21 protein-coding genes are annotated in these 20,471 nt (G+C 30.3%); 12 read left to right on the top strand and 9 right to left on the bottom strand.

The features are described from left to right. Positions 1-55: 55 nt before the first annotated feature. Positions 56-523, bottom strand: coding sequence for an SRPBCC family protein (locus RMN92_RS10000; protein ID WP_309609307.1), 468 nt, complete (start codon positions 521-523; stop codon positions 56-58). A 177-nt stretch (positions 524-700) separates the two neighbouring features. On the opposite strand from RMN92_RS10000, the gene RMN92_RS09995 reads away from it, so the two are divergent. Continuing rightward, complete coding sequence (locus RMN92_RS09995; protein WP_309609306.1) at positions 701-1,546, top strand: DUF2911 domain-containing protein; 846 nt, start codon at positions 701-703, stop codon at positions 1,544-1,546. Positions 1,547-1,585: 39 nt separating this feature from the next. On the opposite strand, the gene RMN92_RS09990 is transcribed toward RMN92_RS09995, so the two are convergent. Continuing rightward, entirely contained in the window at positions 1,586-3,283 is a 1,698-nt protein-coding gene (locus RMN92_RS09990; RefSeq protein ID WP_309609305.1) for a sodium:solute symporter family transporter, read from the bottom strand. A 508-nt stretch (positions 3,284-3,791) separates the two neighbouring features. Here RMN92_RS09990 and RMN92_RS09985 point away from each other — a divergent pair. Continuing rightward, entirely contained in the window at positions 3,792-5,174 is a 1,383-nt protein-coding gene (locus RMN92_RS09985) for an NAD-dependent succinate-semialdehyde dehydrogenase (RefSeq protein ID WP_309609304.1), read from the top strand. Positions 5,175-5,220: 46 nt separating this feature from the next. On the opposite strand, the gene RMN92_RS09980 is transcribed toward RMN92_RS09985, so the two are convergent. From RMN92_RS09980 to RMN92_RS14570, 5 genes are all read right to left on the bottom strand, one after another. Beyond that, entirely contained in the window at positions 5,221-6,681 is a 1,461-nt protein-coding gene (locus RMN92_RS09980; RefSeq protein WP_309609303.1) for a glycoside hydrolase family 30 protein, read from the bottom strand. Between the two features lie 297 nt (positions 6,682-6,978). Beyond that, entirely contained in the window at positions 6,979-8,043 is a 1,065-nt protein-coding gene (locus tag RMN92_RS09975; protein ID WP_309609302.1) for a T9SS type A sorting domain-containing protein, read from the bottom strand. Between the two features lie 197 nt (positions 8,044-8,240). Continuing rightward, positions 8,241-9,266, bottom strand: a complete 1,026-nt coding sequence (locus RMN92_RS09970; protein ID WP_309609301.1) for a hypothetical protein — start codon at positions 9,264-9,266, stop codon at positions 8,241-8,243. A 71-nt stretch (positions 9,267-9,337) separates the two neighbouring features. Continuing rightward, positions 9,338-10,093 carry a hypothetical protein gene (locus RMN92_RS09965; RefSeq protein WP_309609300.1) on the bottom strand — a complete coding sequence of 252 codons (756 nt, stop codon included), beginning with the start codon at positions 10,091-10,093 and terminating at the stop codon, positions 9,338-9,340. A 340-nt stretch (positions 10,094-10,433) separates the two neighbouring features. After that, on the bottom strand, positions 10,434-10,589 hold the full coding sequence (locus RMN92_RS14570) for a T9SS type A sorting domain-containing protein (protein WP_409024859.1): 156 nt from the start codon (positions 10,587-10,589) through the stop codon (positions 10,434-10,436). A 174-nt stretch (positions 10,590-10,763) separates the two neighbouring features. Between RMN92_RS14570 and RMN92_RS09960 the strand changes: the two genes are divergently transcribed. The 7 genes from RMN92_RS09960 to RMN92_RS09930 all read left to right on the top strand — a co-directional run bounded on the left by RMN92_RS09960 (position 10,764) and on the right by RMN92_RS09930 (position 16,187). Further along, complete coding sequence (locus tag RMN92_RS09960; RefSeq protein WP_309609299.1) at positions 10,764-11,390, top strand: Crp/Fnr family transcriptional regulator; 627 nt, start codon at positions 10,764-10,766, stop codon at positions 11,388-11,390. A gap of 71 nt (positions 11,391-11,461) precedes the next feature. Further along, complete coding sequence (locus tag RMN92_RS09955; protein WP_309609298.1) at positions 11,462-12,259, top strand: sulfite exporter TauE/SafE family protein; 798 nt, start codon at positions 11,462-11,464, stop codon at positions 12,257-12,259. A gap of 74 nt (positions 12,260-12,333) precedes the next feature. Continuing rightward, positions 12,334-13,743 carry an MBL fold metallo-hydrolase gene (locus RMN92_RS09950; protein WP_309609297.1) on the top strand — a complete coding sequence of 470 codons (1,410 nt, stop codon included), beginning with the start codon at positions 12,334-12,336 and terminating at the stop codon, positions 13,741-13,743. Positions 13,744-13,778: 35 nt separating this feature from the next. Beyond that, a complete protein-coding gene (locus RMN92_RS09945) occupies positions 13,779-14,120 on the top strand; it encodes a rhodanese-like domain-containing protein (protein ID WP_309609296.1) in 342 nt (113 codons plus the stop codon). An 11-nt stretch (positions 14,121-14,131) separates the two neighbouring features. Then, positions 14,132-14,701, top strand: coding sequence for a YeeE/YedE thiosulfate transporter family protein (locus RMN92_RS09940; RefSeq protein ID WP_309609295.1), 570 nt, complete (start codon positions 14,132-14,134; stop codon positions 14,699-14,701). 123 nt (positions 14,702-14,824) lie between these two features. Then, positions 14,825-15,340, top strand: coding sequence for a DUF6691 family protein (locus RMN92_RS09935; RefSeq protein ID WP_395077779.1), 516 nt, complete (start codon positions 14,825-14,827; stop codon positions 15,338-15,340). Positions 15,341-15,497: 157 nt separating this feature from the next. Next, on the top strand, positions 15,498-16,187 hold the full coding sequence (locus RMN92_RS09930) for a PAS domain-containing protein (protein WP_309609294.1): 690 nt from the start codon (positions 15,498-15,500) through the stop codon (positions 16,185-16,187). 64 nt (positions 16,188-16,251) lie between these two features. Here the strand turns inward: RMN92_RS09930 and RMN92_RS09925 are convergent, their stop codons facing one another. Next, positions 16,252-16,668: an arsenate reductase ArsC gene (locus tag RMN92_RS09925; RefSeq protein WP_309609293.1), complete on the bottom strand. Its 417-nt coding sequence runs from the start codon at positions 16,666-16,668 to the stop codon at positions 16,252-16,254. A gap of 197 nt (positions 16,669-16,865) precedes the next feature. On the opposite strand from RMN92_RS09925, the gene RMN92_RS09920 reads away from it, so the two are divergent. Both RMN92_RS09920 and RMN92_RS09915 read left to right on the top strand, forming a co-directional pair. Then, complete coding sequence (locus tag RMN92_RS09920) at positions 16,866-17,813, top strand: phosphoribosylaminoimidazolesuccinocarboxamide synthase (protein ID WP_309609292.1); 948 nt, start codon at positions 16,866-16,868, stop codon at positions 17,811-17,813. A gap of 149 nt (positions 17,814-17,962) precedes the next feature. Continuing rightward, positions 17,963-18,331: an ankyrin repeat domain-containing protein gene (locus tag RMN92_RS09915; protein ID WP_309609291.1), complete on the top strand. Its 369-nt coding sequence runs from the start codon at positions 17,963-17,965 to the stop codon at positions 18,329-18,331. A 92-nt stretch (positions 18,332-18,423) separates the two neighbouring features. Here the strand turns inward: RMN92_RS09915 and RMN92_RS09910 are convergent, their stop codons facing one another. Next, the gene (locus RMN92_RS09910) at positions 18,424-19,512 is read right to left on the bottom strand and encodes a M42 family metallopeptidase (RefSeq protein WP_309609290.1); all 1,089 of its coding nucleotides are present in this window, start codon (positions 19,510-19,512) and stop codon (positions 18,424-18,426) included. Positions 19,513-19,595: 83 nt separating this feature from the next. Here RMN92_RS09910 and RMN92_RS09905 point away from each other — a divergent pair, with 83 nt between their 5' ends. Further along, the gene (locus RMN92_RS09905) at positions 19,596-20,291 is read left to right on the top strand and encodes a DUF4294 domain-containing protein (RefSeq protein ID WP_309609289.1); all 696 of its coding nucleotides are present in this window, start codon (positions 19,596-19,598) and stop codon (positions 20,289-20,291) included. The last annotated feature ends 180 nt before the right edge of the window (positions 20,292-20,471 follow it).

Genomic DNA, 20,471 nt, shown 5'->3' with positions numbered 1-20,471 from the left:
AATAGCCAAACCAATCCCGTATGAACCGCCAATTAATAGTATATTTTTCATTGTTTTATTTTTTAAATTCTCCAAAAAGTTCAATTAATTTTTTCTCTCTGTGCTCGAATATTTCTTTCAATTTTGGTTTTACTAAAAAAGTATGAACCAGTTGACCTAAAAACCCCATAGGAATTTTATAATCTACAATATCTTCCATTTCGACACCTCCAGGAATTTCTTTCAAAAAGTGTTTATGATGCCATAATGCATAAGGACCAAAACGCTGTTCATCAACGAAATATTTTTTATCTTCAACATGCGTAATTTCTGTAACCCATTTGGTAGGAATTCCCAATATGGGCGTCACTATATATTGTATAATTTGTCCAGCAAACATGGGTCTGTCTGCACCAGATTTAATTATAAAACCCATATATTCTGGGGTTATTGTTTTTAGATTTTTTGGATCTGAAAGAAAATCCCAAGCTTGTTGCAAAGTAATAGGTAAATTTTGTTTGGTGTGAAGGGTATAAATTTTCATGTAAATAATATTTTTTATGATTTTGATTTGGTATTTTTTTTTATCGGTACAAAAGTACAAAATGTTTAATCTTTAATAGAATATCTTAAACAATATTTTGTTTATTTATGGTTTCTTTAACAAAACGAATCAAGAGGAAATTTTATCTTTGGACAAATTAAATAAATTAAAATCATTATGAGAAAAATTATTATTGCACTAGCACTTATGATTGCTTCAATAACCATTGAAGCACAAGTAAAAACGCCACAACCTAGTCCAAAAGCTATGTTGGCACAAGTGGTGGGTTTGACAGATGTAGCTGTAGACTATTCACGACCAAGTGCAAAAGGTAGGGTTATTTTTGGTGACTTGGTACCTTTTGGAAAACTTTGGAGAACTGGCGCAAATGCCAATACAACGGTTACTTTTAGCGAAGATGTGATTATAGGTGGTGCTACTTTAAAAAAAGGTAAATATGCACTTTTTACCACTCCAAACGCAGATAACTGGGAAGTAATTTTTTATACAGATACTGACAATTGGGGAACACCAGAAACTTTTAGTGATGCCAAAGTAGCATTGAAAACAAATATAAAAACTGAAGCGTTGAATAGAAATGTAGAAAGTTTTACGATATCTATAAATAATTTGGATAACAATTTTGGACATTTGGAATTGTCTTGGGAAAAAACTTTGGTAGCTATTAAATTTGAAGTTCCAACCCAAAAAACTGCAATTGCAAGTATTGAAAAAGCATTGGGCGGACCTGTTGCTGGCGATTATTTTTCATCAGCGCAATATTTTTACCAATCAAATGGCGACATGAATAAAGCTTTGGCTTATGTGAACAAGGCTTTGGAATTAAACAAAGAAAAACCGTTTTGGTACAGCAGACAAAAATCTTTGATACAAGCCAAATTGGGTGATAAAAAAGGGGCAATCGAAACCGCAAAATTATCATTGGCTGCAGCTCAAGTTGCTAAAAACAACGATTATGTAAAAATGAATAATGACAGCATTGCTGAATGGAGTAAAAAATAATATATTATTTTTTAAATATTTTAACCACAAATTCATAGTTTAAACTATTGAATTTGTGGTTATTTTTTTGGATAAATATTGAATTATCAATGAAAGAATTATAGTGAGCATCGCGCCAATAAAATTCAACCATAAAAAGCTTACAATATCCAAATAAAATATATAAAAAATAATGGATTGAGTGATAATGGCACTCCAAAAAATGGCTTCTGCTTTTACATATTTAACATAAAATCCAACAAGAAATATTCCCAAAACAGTGCCATAAAAAACAGATCCTACAATATTGACCAACTGAATTAAATTTTCAAATAAAGAACTAATACAAGCAAAACCAATAGCAATAATTCCCCAAATTAAAGTGAAGAATTGGGTGGCATTTACATAATGTTTATCAGATTTGGTTACTTTTAAATTTCGTTTGTAAATATCAATTGCCATTGTAGTTCCCAATGAACTCAATCCTGATGCCGATGATGACATGGCTGCCGACAATATAACGGCTAGTAAAAGTCCAACCAAGCCTTTTGGTAAATAATTAAGAATGAAATATATAAATACATAATCTTTATCATTGGTTTCTGCGCCATGATCCACTTTTTTGATGATTTCTTTGGCTTTTTCACGCAAAGCTTTTTCTTTGGACGAAATTTCGATTAGTTTTTCTTTTGAAGCTGTATTGTTTATATTTTTATTTAAATGGTCAACATATAGCAAATTGATGCTGGATTTTTCTTGCGTTAAAGAGTTTAATTCACTTTCCAGTTCATGGTATTGTTTTTTATAAGATGAGTTTTGTACCAAATTATTGTTATTTGGATTGAAATGCAATGGCGCAGCATGAAACTGAAAAAATACAAAAACCATCACACCAGTTAATAATATAAAAAATTGCATTGGAACTTTCAAAAATCCGTTCATAATCAAACCCATTTGACTTTCCTTATCAGATTTACCAGACAAATATCGACCAACTTGCGATTGGTCTGTCCCAAAATAGGCCAAACTCAAAAAGAAACCGCCAGCAATACCACTCCAAAAAGTATATTTTACATTTGGATCTAGAGAAAAATCTACAATATTCATTTTATTATTGGCACCAGCAATTTCTAATGCATTTGTGAAAGAAATATTGGAAGGAAGCAAATTTAAAATCACGAAAAATGCCATAAACATGCCTAAAAAAATAATAAACATTTGTTGTTTTTGGGTTACGTTTACCGCTTTTGTACCGCCTGAAACGGTGTAAAAAATGACTAGAAAACCTATAATTACAATAAGCAAATTTAAATTCCAACCCAGAATTGTAGACAAAATAATGGCTGGTGCATAAATCGTAAGTCCTGTTCCCAAACCACGTTGCACCAAAAATAAAATGGCTGCCAAGGAACGTGTTTTTAAATCAAATCGTTGTTCCAAATATTCGTAAGCAGTATATACTTTAAGTTTATTATAGATAGGAATAAAAGTAAAACAGATAACCACCATGGCTAGTGGCAAACCAAAATAAAATTGTATAAAACCCATGCCGTCGTGAAAAGCTTGCCCAGGAGTTGATAAAAAGGTGATTGCACTGGCTTGAGTTGCCATGACAGATATACCAACGGTCCACCAACGGGTTTCTTTATTACCTAAAATATAATCGTCAATATGACTACTTTTTCTAGTTTTGACAACGCCATAAACTACGATGAATAATAAGGTAGAAAAAAGTACAATCCAATCGATTATTTGCATTTATGAAAATATTTGTTTCAAAAAAATAAAAAATATGATATAAATGGCATTTGCAATTAATACCCAATTATAGCTTTTTTTCCAAATGGTTTTTTCAATCTTCATTATAAAAGTATTTTTAGATTGGAAATCAAAACGTCAAATCATTATATATTGTTTCAAATATAAGGTTTTTTAGTTATTTTTTACACTAGAATTCAAACTGGATATGCAAATAAAAATTATGACTTTTTTTTAGAATTAAATTGATTATTAAATTCGCATATATTTCGATGATTTAAAGCCGAGTGTATTTTTTATTGCTATATCAAATTACCTGTAGTTGCAATAAAATTGATTAATATCTTGAGTTTATAACATCAAATAAACATATTTTAATTTCAAAAAATACTTATTGTTCGCATGAATAATATAATTTTTTAATATAATTCTGTAATGTATTTTTTGTAACAATGAAAGAAATTAGCATACTTTAAAACCTAGAGTTTAATACTTAAAAAAATTACAGATGCCAATTCAAAGTGTGAATCCTGCGACCAATAAAATTGTTAAATCTTTTGATGAAATGACCGATGAAAATCTTGAAATTGCAGTAGCAAATTCAAAACTTGCATCGGAAAATTGGAAAAAAAGTAGTTATAAAGAAAGAGGGAATTTATTAAAAAAAGTTGCTGTTTTGATGCGTAGTAAAAAGACAGAATTATCAAAATTAATCACTTTAGAAATGGGTAAAATTATTGCTCAGGCCGAAGGGGAAATTGATTTAAGTGCTGATATTTTTGATTATTATGCGGACAATGCTGAAGCGTTTTTGCAAGACAAACCATTGGGTCCAAAACTAGGAAAAGCATTTATCCGCCACAGTCCTATTGGCGTTTTACTTGGAGTACAACCTTGGAATTTTCCTTTCTATCAAGTGGCTCGTTTTGCAGCTCCCAACATCATGATTGGAAATACAATTTTATTGAAACACGCATCTTTGGTACCACAATGTGGGATTGCTATTGAAAATTTGTTTATTGAAGCTGGTGCCCCAAAGGGAGTTTATACCAATCTTTTAATTTCTGGCAAAAGAGCTTCTGCAATAGTTTCCGATGAAAGAATCAAAGGTGTATCTCTAACAGGAAGCGAGGAAGCAGGTTCAAAAATCGCTGAGCAAGCTGGAAAATATCTTAAAAAATCTGTGTTGGAATTGGGTGGCAATGATGCTTTTATTATTCTTGAAGATGCCAATATTGACAAAGCGGTAGAATGGGCAGTTGTGGGCAGAATTAATAATAATGGAGAATGTTGCGTAGCCTCCAAAAGATTTATTGCCGTAGAAAAAATTGCCGATGAGTTTCTTGAAAAGTTTACAAAAAAAATGAAAAACTTGGTCATAGGCGATCCAATGGATCCAAAAACTGAGTTGGGTCCTTTGAGTAGCGAAGATGCAGCCAAAAAAATAGCGGATCAAGTGAAAAGAGCTATTGATGCTGGAGCAACTGCTCTTTTAGGTGGTAAACGTTCAGACAGGGATGGTGCTTTTATGGATCCCACTATTTTAACGGATTTAAAACCTGAAAATCCTGCATATTCTGAAGAATTGTTTGGTCCAGTTGCTTCTTTTTATCGTGTAAAAAATGAAGAAGATGCTATAAAATTAGCAAATGATTCAAGCTTTGGGTTGGGATGCTCTATTTTTACTGAAGATGTTGAAAAAGGAAAAATAGTCGCAGACCAAATAGATGCCGGAATGGTTTTCATAAATCATCCGACTTGGACACAACCAGATTTGCCTTTTGGCGGAACCAAAGGTTCTGGATATGGTAGAGAACTTTCTGAGCTAGGAATTGATGAATTTGTGAATAAAAAGCTCATTAGAATAAGTGGATTAAATGATCCTATGTAAAATTTATTAATCAGTTTGCCATTATTTGATTTAAATATCAAGTTTATCAATATACCAAAGTTTGAATAGCGTGTGCTGGAATTTCGATGGTTGTTTTATGATTTTCTAGATATAGATTGTAAGTTATTTTTTTATTGGTTTGGTTCATAACTATTGTTGCTATTTTACCATCTTTATTCAAAAAAGAGGTGCTTTGTAAACAACTTCTACTTACAGATGAGCCGATTCTTATTGCACCAGAATGAATAAATTTAGAGAAATGTCCAATGTAATAATACGATGGTGTATAAATTAATTGTTTGGTACTGGTATCAAAGTGAATAGGAGCAAAGCAAAAATTAGATACATGATTTGGTCCTCCGTTTTGATCCAAAAGCACATTCCAATCTGTCCAACCAATTGTACCGCTATTAAAATCATTTATCATAGAATTGCCATATCTTTCGCCATTTTTCCAAAGTTGGTATTTTTTTGAATCAAATTTTTCTACACAACCTTCTGTAAATAATATATTTTTGGTGGGATAGGATTCGAAAACATTTTGTACATTATCGAACATTGGTTCACCTCCTGTCCAAGTTTCATACCAATGAAATCCAATTCCCCAAGCATATTTTGATGCTTCAGGATCAGAAAAAATAACATTGGCTCTTTGAGAAATCAGATCGCGATTATGATCCCAAACCACAATTTTTTTATCTCCCAATCCTTCATTTTCCATAGTAGGTCCTAGAAAATTTTTCAGAAAATCTCTTTCAGCTTCAGCTGTATAAATACATGATTCCCAAGATTGTGTTGCCATAGGTTCGTTCTGGATTGTAATTCCCCAAATTGGAATTCCTTCTTTTTCGTAAGCTTTTACAAATTTTGTAAAATAAAAAGCCCAAGAAGCGTAATATTCCGGAAGCAAAAATCCACCTTTTAACATACTTCCATTACTTTTCATAAATGCTGGTGGACTCCATGGACTGGCATAAATAGTCAATTTTCCTGCTGTAGCTTTTATGGCTTGTTTTATAATGGGAATACGAAATTGTTTGTCATGGGAAATATCAAAAGTATTGAGATCTTTATCATTATCTTTTACGTAGGTGTAACTATTAGTGCTAAAATCGCTGCTATGAATTGTAGTTCTTAGGAGCGAATATCCAATTCCTTTTTCTTGCGAGTAGTAGGCGTTGATAAATTCCTTTTGTTGATTTGCAGACATCTTAGAAAATACTTCGGCACTTGCATCAGTAATTGCACCACCAATTCCCATAAAAGTTTGAAAAGATTTTTCGGGATTTACAAAAATGGAAATTTCTGTTTCCAAAGGCTGCATGGCAGTTGAAAAGTATAAATTTTTGGTTGGGGTTATTCTTAATTTTGTACTATCGGCAGAAGTATAAACCATAATTTTTTTACCAACCGTGCTCAAATTAAAAAATTCATTGCGTTTTTGCAATTGTCCAAAAGCAACTAAAGAAAACAATAAAAAATACAGGTGTAAGTTATTATTTTTCATAAAAATTAAATTTAGAGGACAATTTAAAACTTTGTATTTTTAAAATATGCTTAGAATTTTGTTTAAATTATATTGGATGTAAATAGTTGAATTTTAAAAGTTTAAATTATTTAATGTCATATCAAATATAAGAATTTTATTTGTACTTTTAAAATTTAAAATATTTAAAGAATATAAATCATAAAAATAACTTATGATGCTTCCTTGCATTGTTATTGCTTTTTTTATTTGGAAAATACAAATAAGAAATCCCAAACTTATATAAATTTGGGATTTCTAGATAGTTTGTTTAAAAATTTATTCTTTCAGTACTTTCATTACTTTTTCAACACCTTGCGATTTAACTTTTACTAGATAAATACCGTTCGACATATTTGAAAGATCAAGTTCAACTTGTTTATTGTTGACTGTTTTTGTTTGAACCGTTTTTCCTAAAATATCGTTTACAGTTACAGAATCTATTATGTTAGAATCATTGTTTATAGTAACTATTCCCGATGTTGGATTTGGATATATTGTAGTATTTCCAGTTTCATTTATGCTAGAATCTTTTTGTGATACTTCTGATTCTTTACCTGTTGTTAATTGATTTCCTGGAGGAAATGCATAAAATTCAATACCTTCATAAACATAGCCCTGATTTGTACCATAACTATAAATGCTATAAAAATGATTTTGTAGACTTGGACTATAATAACGATAGACTGGCACAGTTCCCGGATATCGATAATTGTAGGCATAAAACTCTATTCCTTCTAAAACATATCCGTATGAATTGCTTCCAAATGGAGTTACAGTATAAAAATGATCGCCAAACTGTGCGTTAAAATATCTATAAACAGGAATACTACGATTTGCTTGATAATTGTGTGCCTTGAAAGCCACTCCTTGATAATTGTATCCATAAGCTGATCCGTCACCTAAAGTACTATAATTTTTTGTATAAAAATAATCACCAGCACCATTTGCCTGTGAATAATGGTGAATCTCAACAGTTGGCTTCGTTATTTTCAATATTATTTTACCTTCAAAATAAATTTCAGGATTATATTTATTTGTTATTCTTAGATTTACTGTTGTTGGACAACTAAAATGATAATCCAATAAATACGGTGAAATGTAATTTCTAGGACCAAATACATCTTGAGAAACATAATCTGTAAGATCATAATCATCAGGATTCAGGCTAGCTAGTAATTGAGGATTTGCACTCAATAAATTAAAATAAGCGCCATTGGAACCATAACAAGCACCAGTATCGCGGAAATATTCATCGCTCGTTATTGTAGCATACCTAACATTTTGAGCGTTCATACACAAACTAAGCAGCAGAACTGCATAGCCAAATAATTTTTTTTTCATAATTTTTAAATTTAATTGTTAAAACAATCATTTGATTGCCAGAACGAATTTAAAAACTAGAATATTAATTTTACTTTTTTGCTGTCTATTTTGAGTCTACAAGATAAAATATAGGTTGTATTTTTGGTCTACAATAAGTTGAAAAAAGCGTGATATTTTTGTTAAATCACCTTTATTTAAAGCCTTTTGAGCCTTATTTAAATTGTATTGATAAAATCGTTTAAATCTTCCTCTTTCCCTAAATTCAATTTTTGTCGGAGGCGGTATCTTGCCATTTTCATACTTTTGGGTTCAATATTCATGATATTAGCCATTTCCTTGATTCCCATTCCTAATTTAATGTAACCACAGTATTTTAAATCCAATTTTGTAAGACTGTTGGATGCTTTTTTTTGTAATGTGGTGAAAAAAACTGGATTAGTATTTTCAAAATTAGATTGTAATAATTCAAATTCATGATCAATTTCAATACTTTTACTAATTGTTTTTGAGATTGGTTTTAGTTCAGATGATTTTATTGATAAGAGTTTTTGTTGTATGTCTTTTAGAATAATTTTTTTACTTTCCAAATGTAAGTTATTGGTCATTAAATTGTGTTGCAACTTTTCTTTTTGTTGCTCAGTTAGCAACTTTTCTTGAATGGCAATCTTTTTTTCTCTATTGGCTATTTCAAGTTCCAACATGGTACTTATTGCCTCGTCTTCATTTACTTTTATATAAGCATTTCGACGATACTGATATATTTTATACATAAAAATCAAGGTTAAAAAAGCGAGAATAGAAAGTGTAATTAATAAGTAATTTATTTTTTTTCGCTCATTTGCAATCAATGTTAATGATTGTATTTCTTTATTTTTTTGTTCCGTTTCGAACTTTATTGTTGCATTGTATTCACGGATTTTTCCTTTTTCTGTATTTACAGCATCACAAGCTACATCATATTGAGCGAAATACTCTCTATAACTTTTAAAATCATCTTTAAGTGCAGCAAGATTCATATGATCATAATAAAATACGGCCTGATATCTTGGCTCGACTTGATTCAAATTATTTAAAAAATTGCCTGTTTTTTTTAATGTTTTTTCAGCATTAATAATATCTTTATTTTTTATATAAAATTGTGTTAGCTGACCATAAATAACCATTAATAAACTTGGATCGTTAATGTTTAAACAAACTCTTTCAGATTTTTTTAAAGTTTGTATTGTTTCTTCATATCCCATATTCATGTAATCCGCAATATATAAACTTGAAAGATTAGCACATGTTCTCCCATATGGAAAAGACGATAATATCATATCATTGCTACTATTCTCAAATAATTTAATGGCTTTTTATAGCAGTTTAATGCGCTGTCTGATAACACTTTATTTACAGGTTTACTTAATCTACCTTTATCACATATATAATTTCCCCAAGTGGTTAAACTATTTGCTATATTTATATCATTCTTACTTTCAATGCCTAATGTTAAGCTCTTTTGTGCATATTTTCCAGAAATATTTAAATCATTTTTATTTCCAAAATAGGCTCCTACATTTCCATAATTTAAAACTAATTTATCATATCTTTTTTTTTCTCTTTCAAAATAAGCCAACGATTTTAACATATAATAAATATAATTCTCATTGTCATTAATAATTTTATATTTATAAGCTAAGAGACAATTTTTATAAGCAATAACTTCTTCATCATTTGAAATATTAGCTAGGGTAATACAATAATCTGTAATGGCAATTTGCTTAACAATATTTTCATTATAACGAGCTATGTATGCAATATAATCATAGGCAATAATTTCTTTTTTAATTGATTTTTCTTTTTTTGCAATTTTTAAAGCTTGATCTAAATATCCGTATGCTTTTACAGAGTCTTTATGGGCGTAATTCTTACTAATATCACATAAATACTGAAACTTATCATTTTCAGATATGCCTTTTTTATTTATTAGTTGCGTTAATTCTTGATTGGATTTTTGAGCTTTTACACTATTGATAAACGGAATTAGAAAAATGAAATAATTTAAAAAAATAAAAAAAGATTTTTTCATAATGTTAGTTTAATAATATGTTTTTTAAGCAAAGCGTTTATTTAAAATATTTGAAAAGTTAATATAAATGGTATAGAACTTTAAAATAAACTTTATGTAAATATCTACTACATTTAATTTTGAATTCAAAACTAGAAAATAAAATTGATTTTATAATAATATAATTACAGTATTATATTACAGTGGTTAAATATTTTGTTTAAGTAACTTTTGTTTTTAGAGAACTAAAAAAAAAGCACATTGTAAGATTGTGCTTTTTTTGTCTTGGTAAAATGTATAATGAAATTCTGTGCAAATTATTAAACAATATCTGCTGGATTTAATCTGCTCATATTTCTTTTTATTTCTTGTAAAATTTTAGAGCATTCTTATCGTTAAAAACTATAAAGTACAAACCTTCTTTTAGTTCTGAAACATTCAACTCATTTTTAATACGAGTATTTTTAACGGATTGTCCTAAATAATTAAAAATTTGTACATCTGCAAAATCCTCCAAGCCATCATTTTAAGTATATCCGAAGCTGGCAATGGATACATGTGAACAGTATTAATTTTGAAGGTATTAACAGCTAAATTAGTATATCCATATTTATGATTAGAAATTTATTATTGCACACCATTAAATAAATCTTAATTTTAATTAACTTTGTTTTAACAAATATTTATAATAATGACAAATACTATAGCAAATACTTTTCCCTCTTTTTCAAATTCACTCATTGATGATGTAAAAAAAAATGCAACAACTCATTCTTTTTCTGCCGGTCAAATTTTAATGAAAACAGGTGAATTTATAAAAAGTACTGTTCTTGTATTAAATGGTAAAATAAAAGTATACCGAGAAGGTGAGGATGGTGGTGAGTTTTTAATGTATTATCTCCAGCCTGGTCAAGCTTGTGCTATATCTATGATATGTGCCATACGAAGTGAAGCCAGTCAAATCATGGCAAAAGTTGATGAAGATGCTGAACTACTTATGATTCCACTTGATTTAATGGATAAATGGATGCTCCAACACAGAAGTTGGTATGAATTTGTATTGGGCACTTACAGAAGCAGGTTTGATGACATTCTAGAAGTGGTAGATAATATTGCGTTTAGAGGAATGGATGAAAGATTGGAATTTCATTTAAAAAGAATATTTTCTGCAACAGGTTCTAGAATAATAAATTTATCTCATCAAGAAATTGCCAATGAACTTAATACTTCACGAGAAGTTATTTCAAGATTATTAAAGAAAATGGAGCAACTTGGAAAAGTGAAATTGAACAGAAATCAAATCGAATTTATAAAATAATCACCCTGTGTGATAAAAGTTACGTAGTTACTAAAATTTATATCTAACATTTGCACCATAATTTATTTAAAATGGAATATGTTGGATTTATTATATCAATATTTATTGGTATAACCTTGGGTGTTTTTGGGAGTGGAGGCAGTATTCTGGCAGTTCCTGTTTTAGTTTACATATTTAATATAGAACCTGTTCTTGCCACTTTATACTCCTTATTTATAGTTGGCAGTACAAGTTTTATTGGTTCATTGAACTATTTTAAGAACAAATTGATTAATTTTAAAATAGTTTTATTATTTGGTATTCCATCGGTTATTTTTGTTTTAATTTCAAGAAAAATAGTACTTCCAGCTATTCCTGAAAGACTTTTTTATATTGGTCATTTTTTATTTTCTAAAAATATAGCCATAATGATTTTATTTGCCACTTTAATGATTATTGCCTCTTATTGCATGATTAAAAAAGGAATAGAAAATATGATTCCAAATGCACAGTTAGAAAAACCAAATTATATACTACTTATATCGCAAGGCTCATTTGTAGGAATGCTCACAGGACTAATAGGCGCTGGTGGTGGATTTTTAATTATTCCAGCTTTAATTCTTTTAATGAAAGTAAATATTAAAGAAGCTATTGGAAGCTCGTTGGTCATAATTTCTCTAAACTCACTAATTGGGTTTTTAAGCGATGCTGGACAAACAGAAATAAATTGGTATTTTTTGTTTAAATTTTTATTTTTTTCTGTATTAGGAATTTTTATTGGAATGGCACTTTCACGTAAAATAAACAATGATAAACTAAAACCATATTTTGGCTATTTTATTCTTACTATGGGAATAGTTATCATCATAAAAGAACTTTTTTTAAAATAAATTTAACTAGTGTGACATTTATCACAACATTAAACAATTATTAATAATATTTTTGACCCATGATTACAAACAATATGAAAATAGAACAAATTTATACTGGATGTTTAGCACAAGGTGCTTATTATATTACTTCAAACAATGAAGCTATTATAATAGATCCGCTTAGAGAAACAAAACCTTATTTGGAACGATTGGAGCGTGACGGCGTTACCTTAAAATATATTTTTGAAACACACTTTCATGCAGATTTTGTTTCTGGGCATTTAGATTTAAGCCAACAAACTGGTGCGCAAATTGTTTATGGTCCAAATGCTGTTGCCGAATTTGATTTTATTTCAGCAACAGATAACCAGATTTTTAAAGTGGGTGACATTACCATAAAGGTATTGCACACACCAGGCCACACTATGGAAAGTACAACTTATTTACTAATTGATGAAAATGGTAAAGAAAATGCAATTTTTTCTGGAGATACTCTTTTTATAGGAGATGTAGGAAGACCAGATTTGGCACAAAAATCTGCTTCCATGACTCAAGATGAATTGGCGGCTACATTATTTCAATCGTTGAGATCAAAAATTATGACATTGCCCGATGATGTGTTGGTTTATCCTGCCCACGGTGCAGGAAGTGCTTGTGGCAAAAATATGAGCAAAGAAACTGTTTCCACAATTGGCGAACAAAAACTAAATAATTATGCTTTAAGAGCCAACATGACTGAATCAGAATTCATTACAGAAGTTACTGATGGCTTATTGCCGCCACCAGCTTATTTTGGGATGAATGTAGCCATGAACAAAAAAGGATCGCAAAGCTTTGAAAATGTTCTTAATAAAGGTATGAAACCAATAGATGTTTTAGATTTTGAACTTCTTGTAGAAGAAAATAATGCCCTAATTTTAGACACTAGAAATAGCGGAGATTTCTCAAAAGGATACATTCCGCAATCCATAAATATTGGAATAAGTGGCGATTTTGCACCGTGGGTTGGATCTATGATTGGAAATGTGGATCAAGCTATAATTTTGGTAACAGAAATTGGTAAAGAAGAAGAAACTGTAACTCGCTTGTCTCGCGTAGGTTTCGATAATTTGATGGGCTTTTTAAATGGCGGTTTTCAAGCTTGGCAAAATGCAGGTTTTGAAATGGATACAATTCACAGAATTACAGCGGAACAATTTGCTAGCGAAGCCAAAACCGATTCTCACAAAATTCTTGATATTCGTAGAGATGGTGAATATGAAGCCGAACATGTGCATGAAGCTTACAGCAGACCATTGGCCAATATTAATAATTGGATAAAAGACATCAACCCTAGCGAACATTTTTATATGTATTGTGCTGGTGGCTACCGTAGTATGATTGCATCTTCAATATTGCAAGCCAGAGGCTACAGAAATTTTACCGAAGTAGAAGGTGGATTCAATGCTATTGCAAAAACAAATATTCCAAAAACAAACTTTGTTTGTCAAAGTAAACTATAAAAATAAATATTAATATTAATTTAAAAAAAACAACTATGTTAAAACTATTCAAATTTACGTTTCTTAAAAAGATTTTAGTAAAAAAAGACAACACATCAGATAAGGATCTAAAAACAATTATTAAAAATGGTGCTTTTCTTGTAGACTTAAGAACCATCGGAGAATTTGCACAAGGACATGTTCCTGGATCAATCAATATTCCATTAAATGAATTGGGTCGAAATTTAAATCTGTTTAAAAACAAAAAAAATATTGTTGTGTGTTGTTTTAGCGGAAATAGAAGCGGCTTTGCAAAAGATATTTTAGAGAAAAAAGGATTCAAAAACGTCATAAATGGCGGTGCATGGGAAGAAATTTATAGATTAGTAAACAAGTAAAATTTAAAGTTATGACAATAATAGAACTTATAAAACAACCTTGGCCTTGGTATATTGCTGGTCCGTTAATTGGCCTAATAGCACCAGCTCTTTTGTTAATTGGCAATAAATCATTCGGAATTAGTGCCTCATTAAGACACACCTGTGCAATTTTAATTCCATCAAACATTTCTTTTTTTAAATACAATTGGAAACGAGAAATGTGGAATATGGTATTTGTTTTAGGTATTTTAATTGGTGGAATTATTGCATCAGTATATTTAGCAAATCCAAATAGCATTATAATTAATCCAGCATTAAAGGCAGATTTGTCCAATTATGGTATAACTGAAATTAATGGTTTATTACCAACACAACTTTTTTCATGGGAAAGTTTGCTTACACTTAGAGGTTTTATTATGATGGTTGTAGGTGGATTCTTGGTTGGTTTCGGTGTTAGCTATGCTGGCGGTTGTACAAGTGGTCATGCTATTTTAGGAATATCAAATCTGCAATGGCCATCTGTTGTGGCTACTTGTTGTTTTATGATTGGAGGGTTTGCAGTTGTAAATTTAATTATGCCCTACATTCTATCACTTTAAAAAAAATATAATATGGAAAATACTTTATCAAATAATACTCAAAAAGGTGATTTAAATACAAATCAGGAAACTGAAATTGGTTTAAATGAAATTAACAACAACGATTTAACAGATGATTCAAACATTGATTTTGAAGATTTTGAAGATTTTGATTTTGAAGCTGAGTTTCAAAAAGCGCGACCTTATGATTCTTGCAGCGTCAATGTAAGCAATGTTGATGACGAATGGTATCATTATCTAGTATATGCTATTATTGGAATATTGTTTGGAATATTATTTATAAAAGCAGAAATTATAAGTTGGTATCGCATTCAAGAAATGTTTCGTCTAGAATCATTTCATATGTATGGCGTTATAGGAAGTGCTGTAGCTGTTGGTGTGATTTCTGTTTTTATAATCAAAAAACTAAAACTTAAAACCATTCATAACGAGGAAGTAATATTTCAAAACAAAAAATTCAATAAAGGTCAAATTTATGGTGGTTTAATTTTTGGTTTAGGCTGGGGAATTACTGGAGCTTGCCCAGGCCCACTTTTTGCTCAAATAGGAACTGGATCTGTTGTGGTTGTTGTCACTTTGCTATCTGCTATCCTTGGAACATGGTTTTACGGTAATGTGATTGATAAATTACCAAGATAATTATTATTTAATCGCAAAAAACGCATTTCATCGATTAAATACGCATTTCATCGAAATAAATTTTTTCTATTAAAATTACGTTTAGAGTAATATTTATCTTTATACCATAATTAAAACAAAAACAATATAGAAAATATAATTACTAAAAAAAAATAAAATGGAAAATTCACTAGCCCATAAATATTTAACTTCAGATATATTTGAAGATAAAAAGATAATAAATTTATCATACAAACCGACTCCATCAGATAGAGAATTAGAGTGGGACAGGTCAAAGATTCTTATGAGTAAAACTGATCATAAAGGAAATATTCTTTATGCCAACGAAGCTTTTATAGATGTTTGTGGATATGATGATTTTGAATTAATGGATAAACCTCATAATATACTTCGGCATCCTGATATGCCAAAAGTGATATTCAAATTAATGTGGGAAGATTTACAAAAAAATAATGGCTCGCACATTATTATAAAAAATATGTCCAAAACTGGAAGGTTCTTTTGGGTTGCAAATGACGTTAAAACCAATATTGATCAAAACGGGACTATTACATACACTGCTCAACAATCTGCTGTTTCAAACGATGTAATAAAAAACAAAATTGAACCATTGTACAAAAAACTAATTCAAATTGAAAATGCAAGCGGTGTACAATCGAGCGAAAACTATTTAGTGGGTTATTTAGAAGAACAACGTAAAACCCTAATGGAATTTATTGATGAGTTGACTTATAATATTGATAATCCAAATCAAGTAACTAATAAAACAGAAACTTCAAAAAAGAAAGGTCTTTTTTCAGGAATGTTTTCAAATGATAACAAGGAAGCTAAAAATAAGAAGAATTGATTTAATTTAATTTGTTTTTAATTTGTTTAATAGGCTGTTTTTTATAAAACAGCCTATTTTTTTACTATAAGTTTTCTTCAACGAAATCTTCACAAAACATTTTAATCATTTCTCTTACTGTCAAAAACTGAAAATAAATTTCGTCTTCGCTTCCTTCTGTTGCTGCAGGATCTGGAAAATCATAATGTATTTTTACAGCTTTTGATGGAAAAATTGGACAATTTTCCTTAGCATTATCGCAAACAGTAATAACAAAATCAAAGTCTACATCTAGATATTCATTTACATTATTGGAAGTATTGTTTGATATATCAATGTCATCTTCCTTCATTATATCAATTGCTCTTTGATTTATGGGTTGATTATTGGTGCCAGCAGAATAAATTTTTACTTTTGATTTATCTGTTAAACTTTCTAAATATCCCTGAGCCATCTGACTTCTACAGCTGTTTCCAGTGCAAAGAACCAATACATTTTTCATATTAAATTTTTTGAATTTCCAAATACAAGTTTAGCTAATTTAAGTAACATATACAATAATTATGTAATTGTATTTTTTTAAAATCAAAAATGACTAAAAATGCATATTAGTTAAAATACAAAGACATATTAAAGCAATATTTCTTTGCGTTCTGTTTCAAACAAGCTATTTTTGCAAAAACAATATTATAACTACAAATGAACACAATTACAACTACAAATTTTAATTTTCCAAATCAAAAATCAGTTTATAGAGGCAAAGTTCGGGAAGTTTATAATATTAACGATGAACTTTTAGTCATGGTAGCTACAGACAGACTTTCTGCTTTTGATGTAGTTTTACCAAAAGGAATTCCTTACAAAGGGCAAATTTTAAATCAAATTGCTACCAAATTTATGGAACTCACCAAAGATATTGTGCCAAATTGGTTAATTGCAACACCAGATCCAAATGTAGCTGTTGGACATTTGTGCGAGCCTTTTAAAGTTGAAATGGTTATTCGAGGTTATTTATCAGGTCATGCCGCTCGTGAATATAGTGTCGGAAAAAGAATTATTTGTGGCGTTTCAATGGCAAATGGATTGAAAGAAAATGATAAATTTCCAATCCCAATCATAACACCAACTACAAAAGCAGACAATGGTTCGCACGATGAAGATATTTCTCGTGAAAACATTCTTGCCAACAATATCGTTTCAGAAGAAGATTATTTAATTCTTGAGAAATATACGAGAGATTTATACCAACGAGGAACTGAAATTACAGCTTCTCGCGGATTGATTTTGGTAGATACAAAATATGAATTTGGTAAAACCAAAGACGGAAAAATTGTTTTGATTGATGAAATTCATACGCCAGATTCTTCCAGATATTTCTATGCAGACGGTTATCAAGACAGACAAAATAATAATGAAGATCAAAAACAACTTTCTAAAGAATTTGTTCGCCGATGGTTAATTGAAAACGGTTTTCAAGGTCAAGAAGGACAACAAATTCCTGATATGACACATGAATATATTAATTCGGTTTCTGAAAGATACATCGAATTGTATGAGAATATTTTAGATGAAAAATTTGTTAAAGCAGATTTAACCAATATAAATAATCGTATTAATGAAAATGTTTTGAAATATTTGAATCAATAACATAACATAGCTTTGATCATATACTAACCACGTTTTGCGTGGTTTTTTTGTTCATTGTATTAAATTAAAAATAAATAATTCTAAAATATTGTTACAAAAATTGAATTTAGCAGTCTTACATAAACAATAGTTAATTTAAATTAAAAATTATGAAAAAATCAATTGTTTATTTAAGTCTTGCTTTAGTGTTGCTTTCAACAGCCACTTTCGCATCAGGTGTAAAATCATTTCAAAAAATCGAAAATGCTTTTTTTGAGGCAACACCACTTTGCAATGCTATCGTAAATGGAGATTTTGAAACAGTAAAGAAATTTATTGAGTATGGAGCTGGTGTGAATGAATTTTCAAACGGTGTTTCACCTTTAATGTTAGCAGCTCGCTACAATCATGTTGAAATCATTAAATTTCTTTTAGTGAAAGGAGCAGATGTAAATGCAAAAGATGAAAGAGGATACAATGCATATAAATATGCAGAAATGTCTAAAGCCACAGAAGCATTGCTTTTATTGAAAAAATAATAAAGAGAGTAACCAAAAAAAATGTAAAAGGTCTCGTTTTAGAAATGAGACCTTTTTTGATTATTTTCTTCAGTATTATTCTTTAAATTAAACTACTTAAAATAAGAAAATGTTTCTTCGTTTTCTATTTTTAATAACGTTTCATAAATTAATTTTATTACATTTTCAACATCGTCTCTATGCACCATTTCCACGGTAGTGTGCATGTATCGCAAAGGAAGCGAAATCAAAGCTGAAGCAACGCCGCCGTTGCTGTAAGCAAATGCATCGGTATCGGTTCCAGTAACTCTGGACGAAGCCAAACGCTGAAAAGGAATTTTGTTTTTCTCCGCAGTATCAATAATCAATTCTCTTAAATTGTTTTGCACCGCTGGCGCATAAGTAATCACGGCACCTTTTCCAATTTTGGTTTCACCTTCAATTTTCTTATCTATCATAGGAGTTGTAGTATCGTGGCAAACATCGGTCACTATGGCTACATTTGGCCTGATGGTTTTGGTAATCATTTCGGCGCCTCTTAGGCCAACTTCTTCTTGAACTGCATTAACAACATAAAGTCCAAACGGCAATTTTTTCTTGTTTTCATGAAGTAAACGAGCCACTTCCGCAATCATAAAACCGCCCATTCTATTATCAATGGCGCGACAAACAAACTTATCATTGTTTAAAATCATAAATTCATCAGGATAAGTTATCACGCAACCAACATGAATCCCTAATTTTTCCACTTCATCTTTATTCATACAACCACAATCAATAAAAATATTATCTATTCTGGTAGGTTCTTCCTTATTTCTATTTCGGGTATGTATCGCTGGCCAACCAAAAACACCTTTAACAATGCCATTTTTAGTATGAATGTTCACTCTTTTTGAAGGTGCAATTTGATGGTCTGAACCACCGTTTCTAATTACATAAATCAATCCATCATCAGTAATATAATTTACATACCAAGCTATTTCATCCGCATGACCTTCGATAACGACTTTATATTTGGCATCAGGATTAATAACGCCAACTGCAGTTCCATAAGTATCTGTTATAAAAGTATCAACATAGGGTCTCAAATAATCCATCCATAATTTCTGTCCCTCAGACTCAAAACCAGTTGGAGATGCGTTATTCAAATACGATTCTAAAAATTCTAAAGATGCTTTTTTAAGTATTGTTTTAGTGCTCATAAAAATATTTTTTGCTAAATTATAAAAATGGTATTAAAATTGTTTAATATTTATATATTTTTGTTAAAACTTTTAAAACCAATATGAAAAATTTACTCCTTGTAATTTTCACATTATTATTACTCTCCAATACTTCAAATGCGCAAGTACTTGAAATCGATACAATCAAAGTAGAACCACCAGTTGTTCTTTACGACACTATTGCTAACACACCAATTGAGCTTGAAGAAGTTTATGTCACCAACCAATATAGTTTAAAATCCGCCGAGGAAAGAAAACGTTTTTTAATTCTACAAAGACGTGTAATCAAAGTGTATCCATTTGCAAAAGCAGCAGCAGAAAGGTTAAGCGCACTTAACGAAGGTATGAAAGGCCTTAAATCTTCCAAGGACAAACGTAAATATTTCAAACTAGTCGAAGATTATTTGACCAATGAATTTGAAAGTCAACTCAAAAAACTAAGTCGAAAAGATGGTCAAATATTGGTAAAATTAATCCACCGTCAAACTGGTTCCTCCACTTTCGAACTAATAAAAGAACTCAAAAGCGGTTGGAAAGCATTTTGGTCAAATAATACTGCCAAATTATTCGACATCAATCTCAAAACCAAATATGATGTTTATACAGCATCCGAAGACTTTATAATAGAAGGAATACTATATCGCGCTTTCAACGATGGAAGATTGGTTAAGCAACCAGCAAAAGTAAGCATGAATTACGCCGACTTAGTCAAAATCTGGAGAGCCAGACTAAATGAAAATAAGTTAGAAAAGCCATAAATTTTTTCTAATTAATTATCCCGATCTTGTCGAATGATTTGGCGTGTCCCTTCAGATTGCTTCGTCGTTCCTCCTCGCAACTTCGGGTCGCGCTATTCGTTACAAGTCCTCGCACTTCCTTCGTCAGGCTGTGGGCTTTCCACTGCTATCGCTCACGCGGAGTGATGCCTAATATTTGAC

It is taken from the genome of Flavobacterium sp. (assembly GCF_031363805.1).
Taxonomy (GTDB): Bacteria; Bacteroidota; Bacteroidia; order Flavobacteriales; family Flavobacteriaceae; genus Flavobacterium.
Note: the sequence above shows the minus strand (reverse complement) of the source record. Positions and strands in the feature narration are given on the sequence as shown.

Bases quoted from the DNA above. Each gene is read 5' to 3' on its own strand.
- RMN92_RS09980 (WP_309609303.1), bottom strand. From the start codon at position 6,681: ATGAAAAATAATAACTTACACCTGTATTTTTTATTGTTTTCTTTAGTT.
- RMN92_RS09920 (WP_309609292.1), top strand. From the start codon at position 16,866: ATGAACACAATTACAACTACAAATTTTAATTTTCCAAATCAAAAATCA.
- RMN92_RS09995 (WP_309609306.1), top strand. From the start codon at position 701: ATGAGAAAAATTATTATTGCACTAGCACTTATGATTGCTTCAATAACC.
- RMN92_RS09945 (WP_309609296.1), top strand. From the start codon at position 13,779: ATGTTAAAACTATTCAAATTTACGTTTCTTAAAAAGATTTTAGTAAAA.
- RMN92_RS09940 (WP_309609295.1), top strand. From the start codon at position 14,132: ATGACAATAATAGAACTTATAAAACAACCTTGGCCTTGGTATATTGCT.
- RMN92_RS09915 (WP_309609291.1), top strand. From the start codon at position 17,963: ATGAAAAAATCAATTGTTTATTTAAGTCTTGCTTTAGTGTTGCTTTCA.
- RMN92_RS09930 (WP_309609294.1), top strand. From the start codon at position 15,498: ATGGAAAATTCACTAGCCCATAAATATTTAACTTCAGATATATTTGAA.
- RMN92_RS09985 (WP_309609304.1), top strand. From the start codon at position 3,792: ATGCCAATTCAAAGTGTGAATCCTGCGACCAATAAAATTGTTAAATCT.
- RMN92_RS09990 (WP_309609305.1), bottom strand. From the start codon at position 3,283: ATGCAAATAATCGATTGGATTGTACTTTTTTCTACCTTATTATTCATC.
- RMN92_RS09905 (WP_309609289.1), top strand. From the start codon at position 19,596: ATGAAAAATTTACTCCTTGTAATTTTCACATTATTATTACTCTCCAAT.
- RMN92_RS09925 (WP_309609293.1), bottom strand. From the start codon at position 16,668: ATGAAAAATGTATTGGTTCTTTGCACTGGAAACAGCTGTAGAAGTCAG.
- RMN92_RS09965 (WP_309609300.1), bottom strand. From the start codon at position 10,093: ATGAAAAAATCTTTTTTTATTTTTTTAAATTATTTCATTTTTCTAATT.
- RMN92_RS09950 (WP_309609297.1), top strand. From the start codon at position 12,334: ATGAAAATAGAACAAATTTATACTGGATGTTTAGCACAAGGTGCTTAT.
- RMN92_RS09975 (WP_309609302.1), bottom strand. From the start codon at position 8,043: ATGAAAAAAAAATTATTTGGCTATGCAGTTCTGCTGCTTAGTTTGTGT.
- RMN92_RS09970 (WP_309609301.1), bottom strand. From the start codon at position 9,266: ATGGGATATGAAGAAACAATACAAACTTTAAAAAAATCTGAAAGAGTT.
- RMN92_RS09910 (WP_309609290.1), bottom strand. From the start codon at position 19,512: ATGAGCACTAAAACAATACTTAAAAAAGCATCTTTAGAATTTTTAGAA.
- RMN92_RS10000 (WP_309609307.1), bottom strand. From the start codon at position 523: ATGAAAATTTATACCCTTCACACCAAACAAAATTTACCTATTACTTTG.
- RMN92_RS09955 (WP_309609298.1), top strand. From the start codon at position 11,462: ATGGAATATGTTGGATTTATTATATCAATATTTATTGGTATAACCTTG.
- RMN92_RS09960 (WP_309609299.1), top strand. From the start codon at position 10,764: ATGACAAATACTATAGCAAATACTTTTCCCTCTTTTTCAAATTCACTC.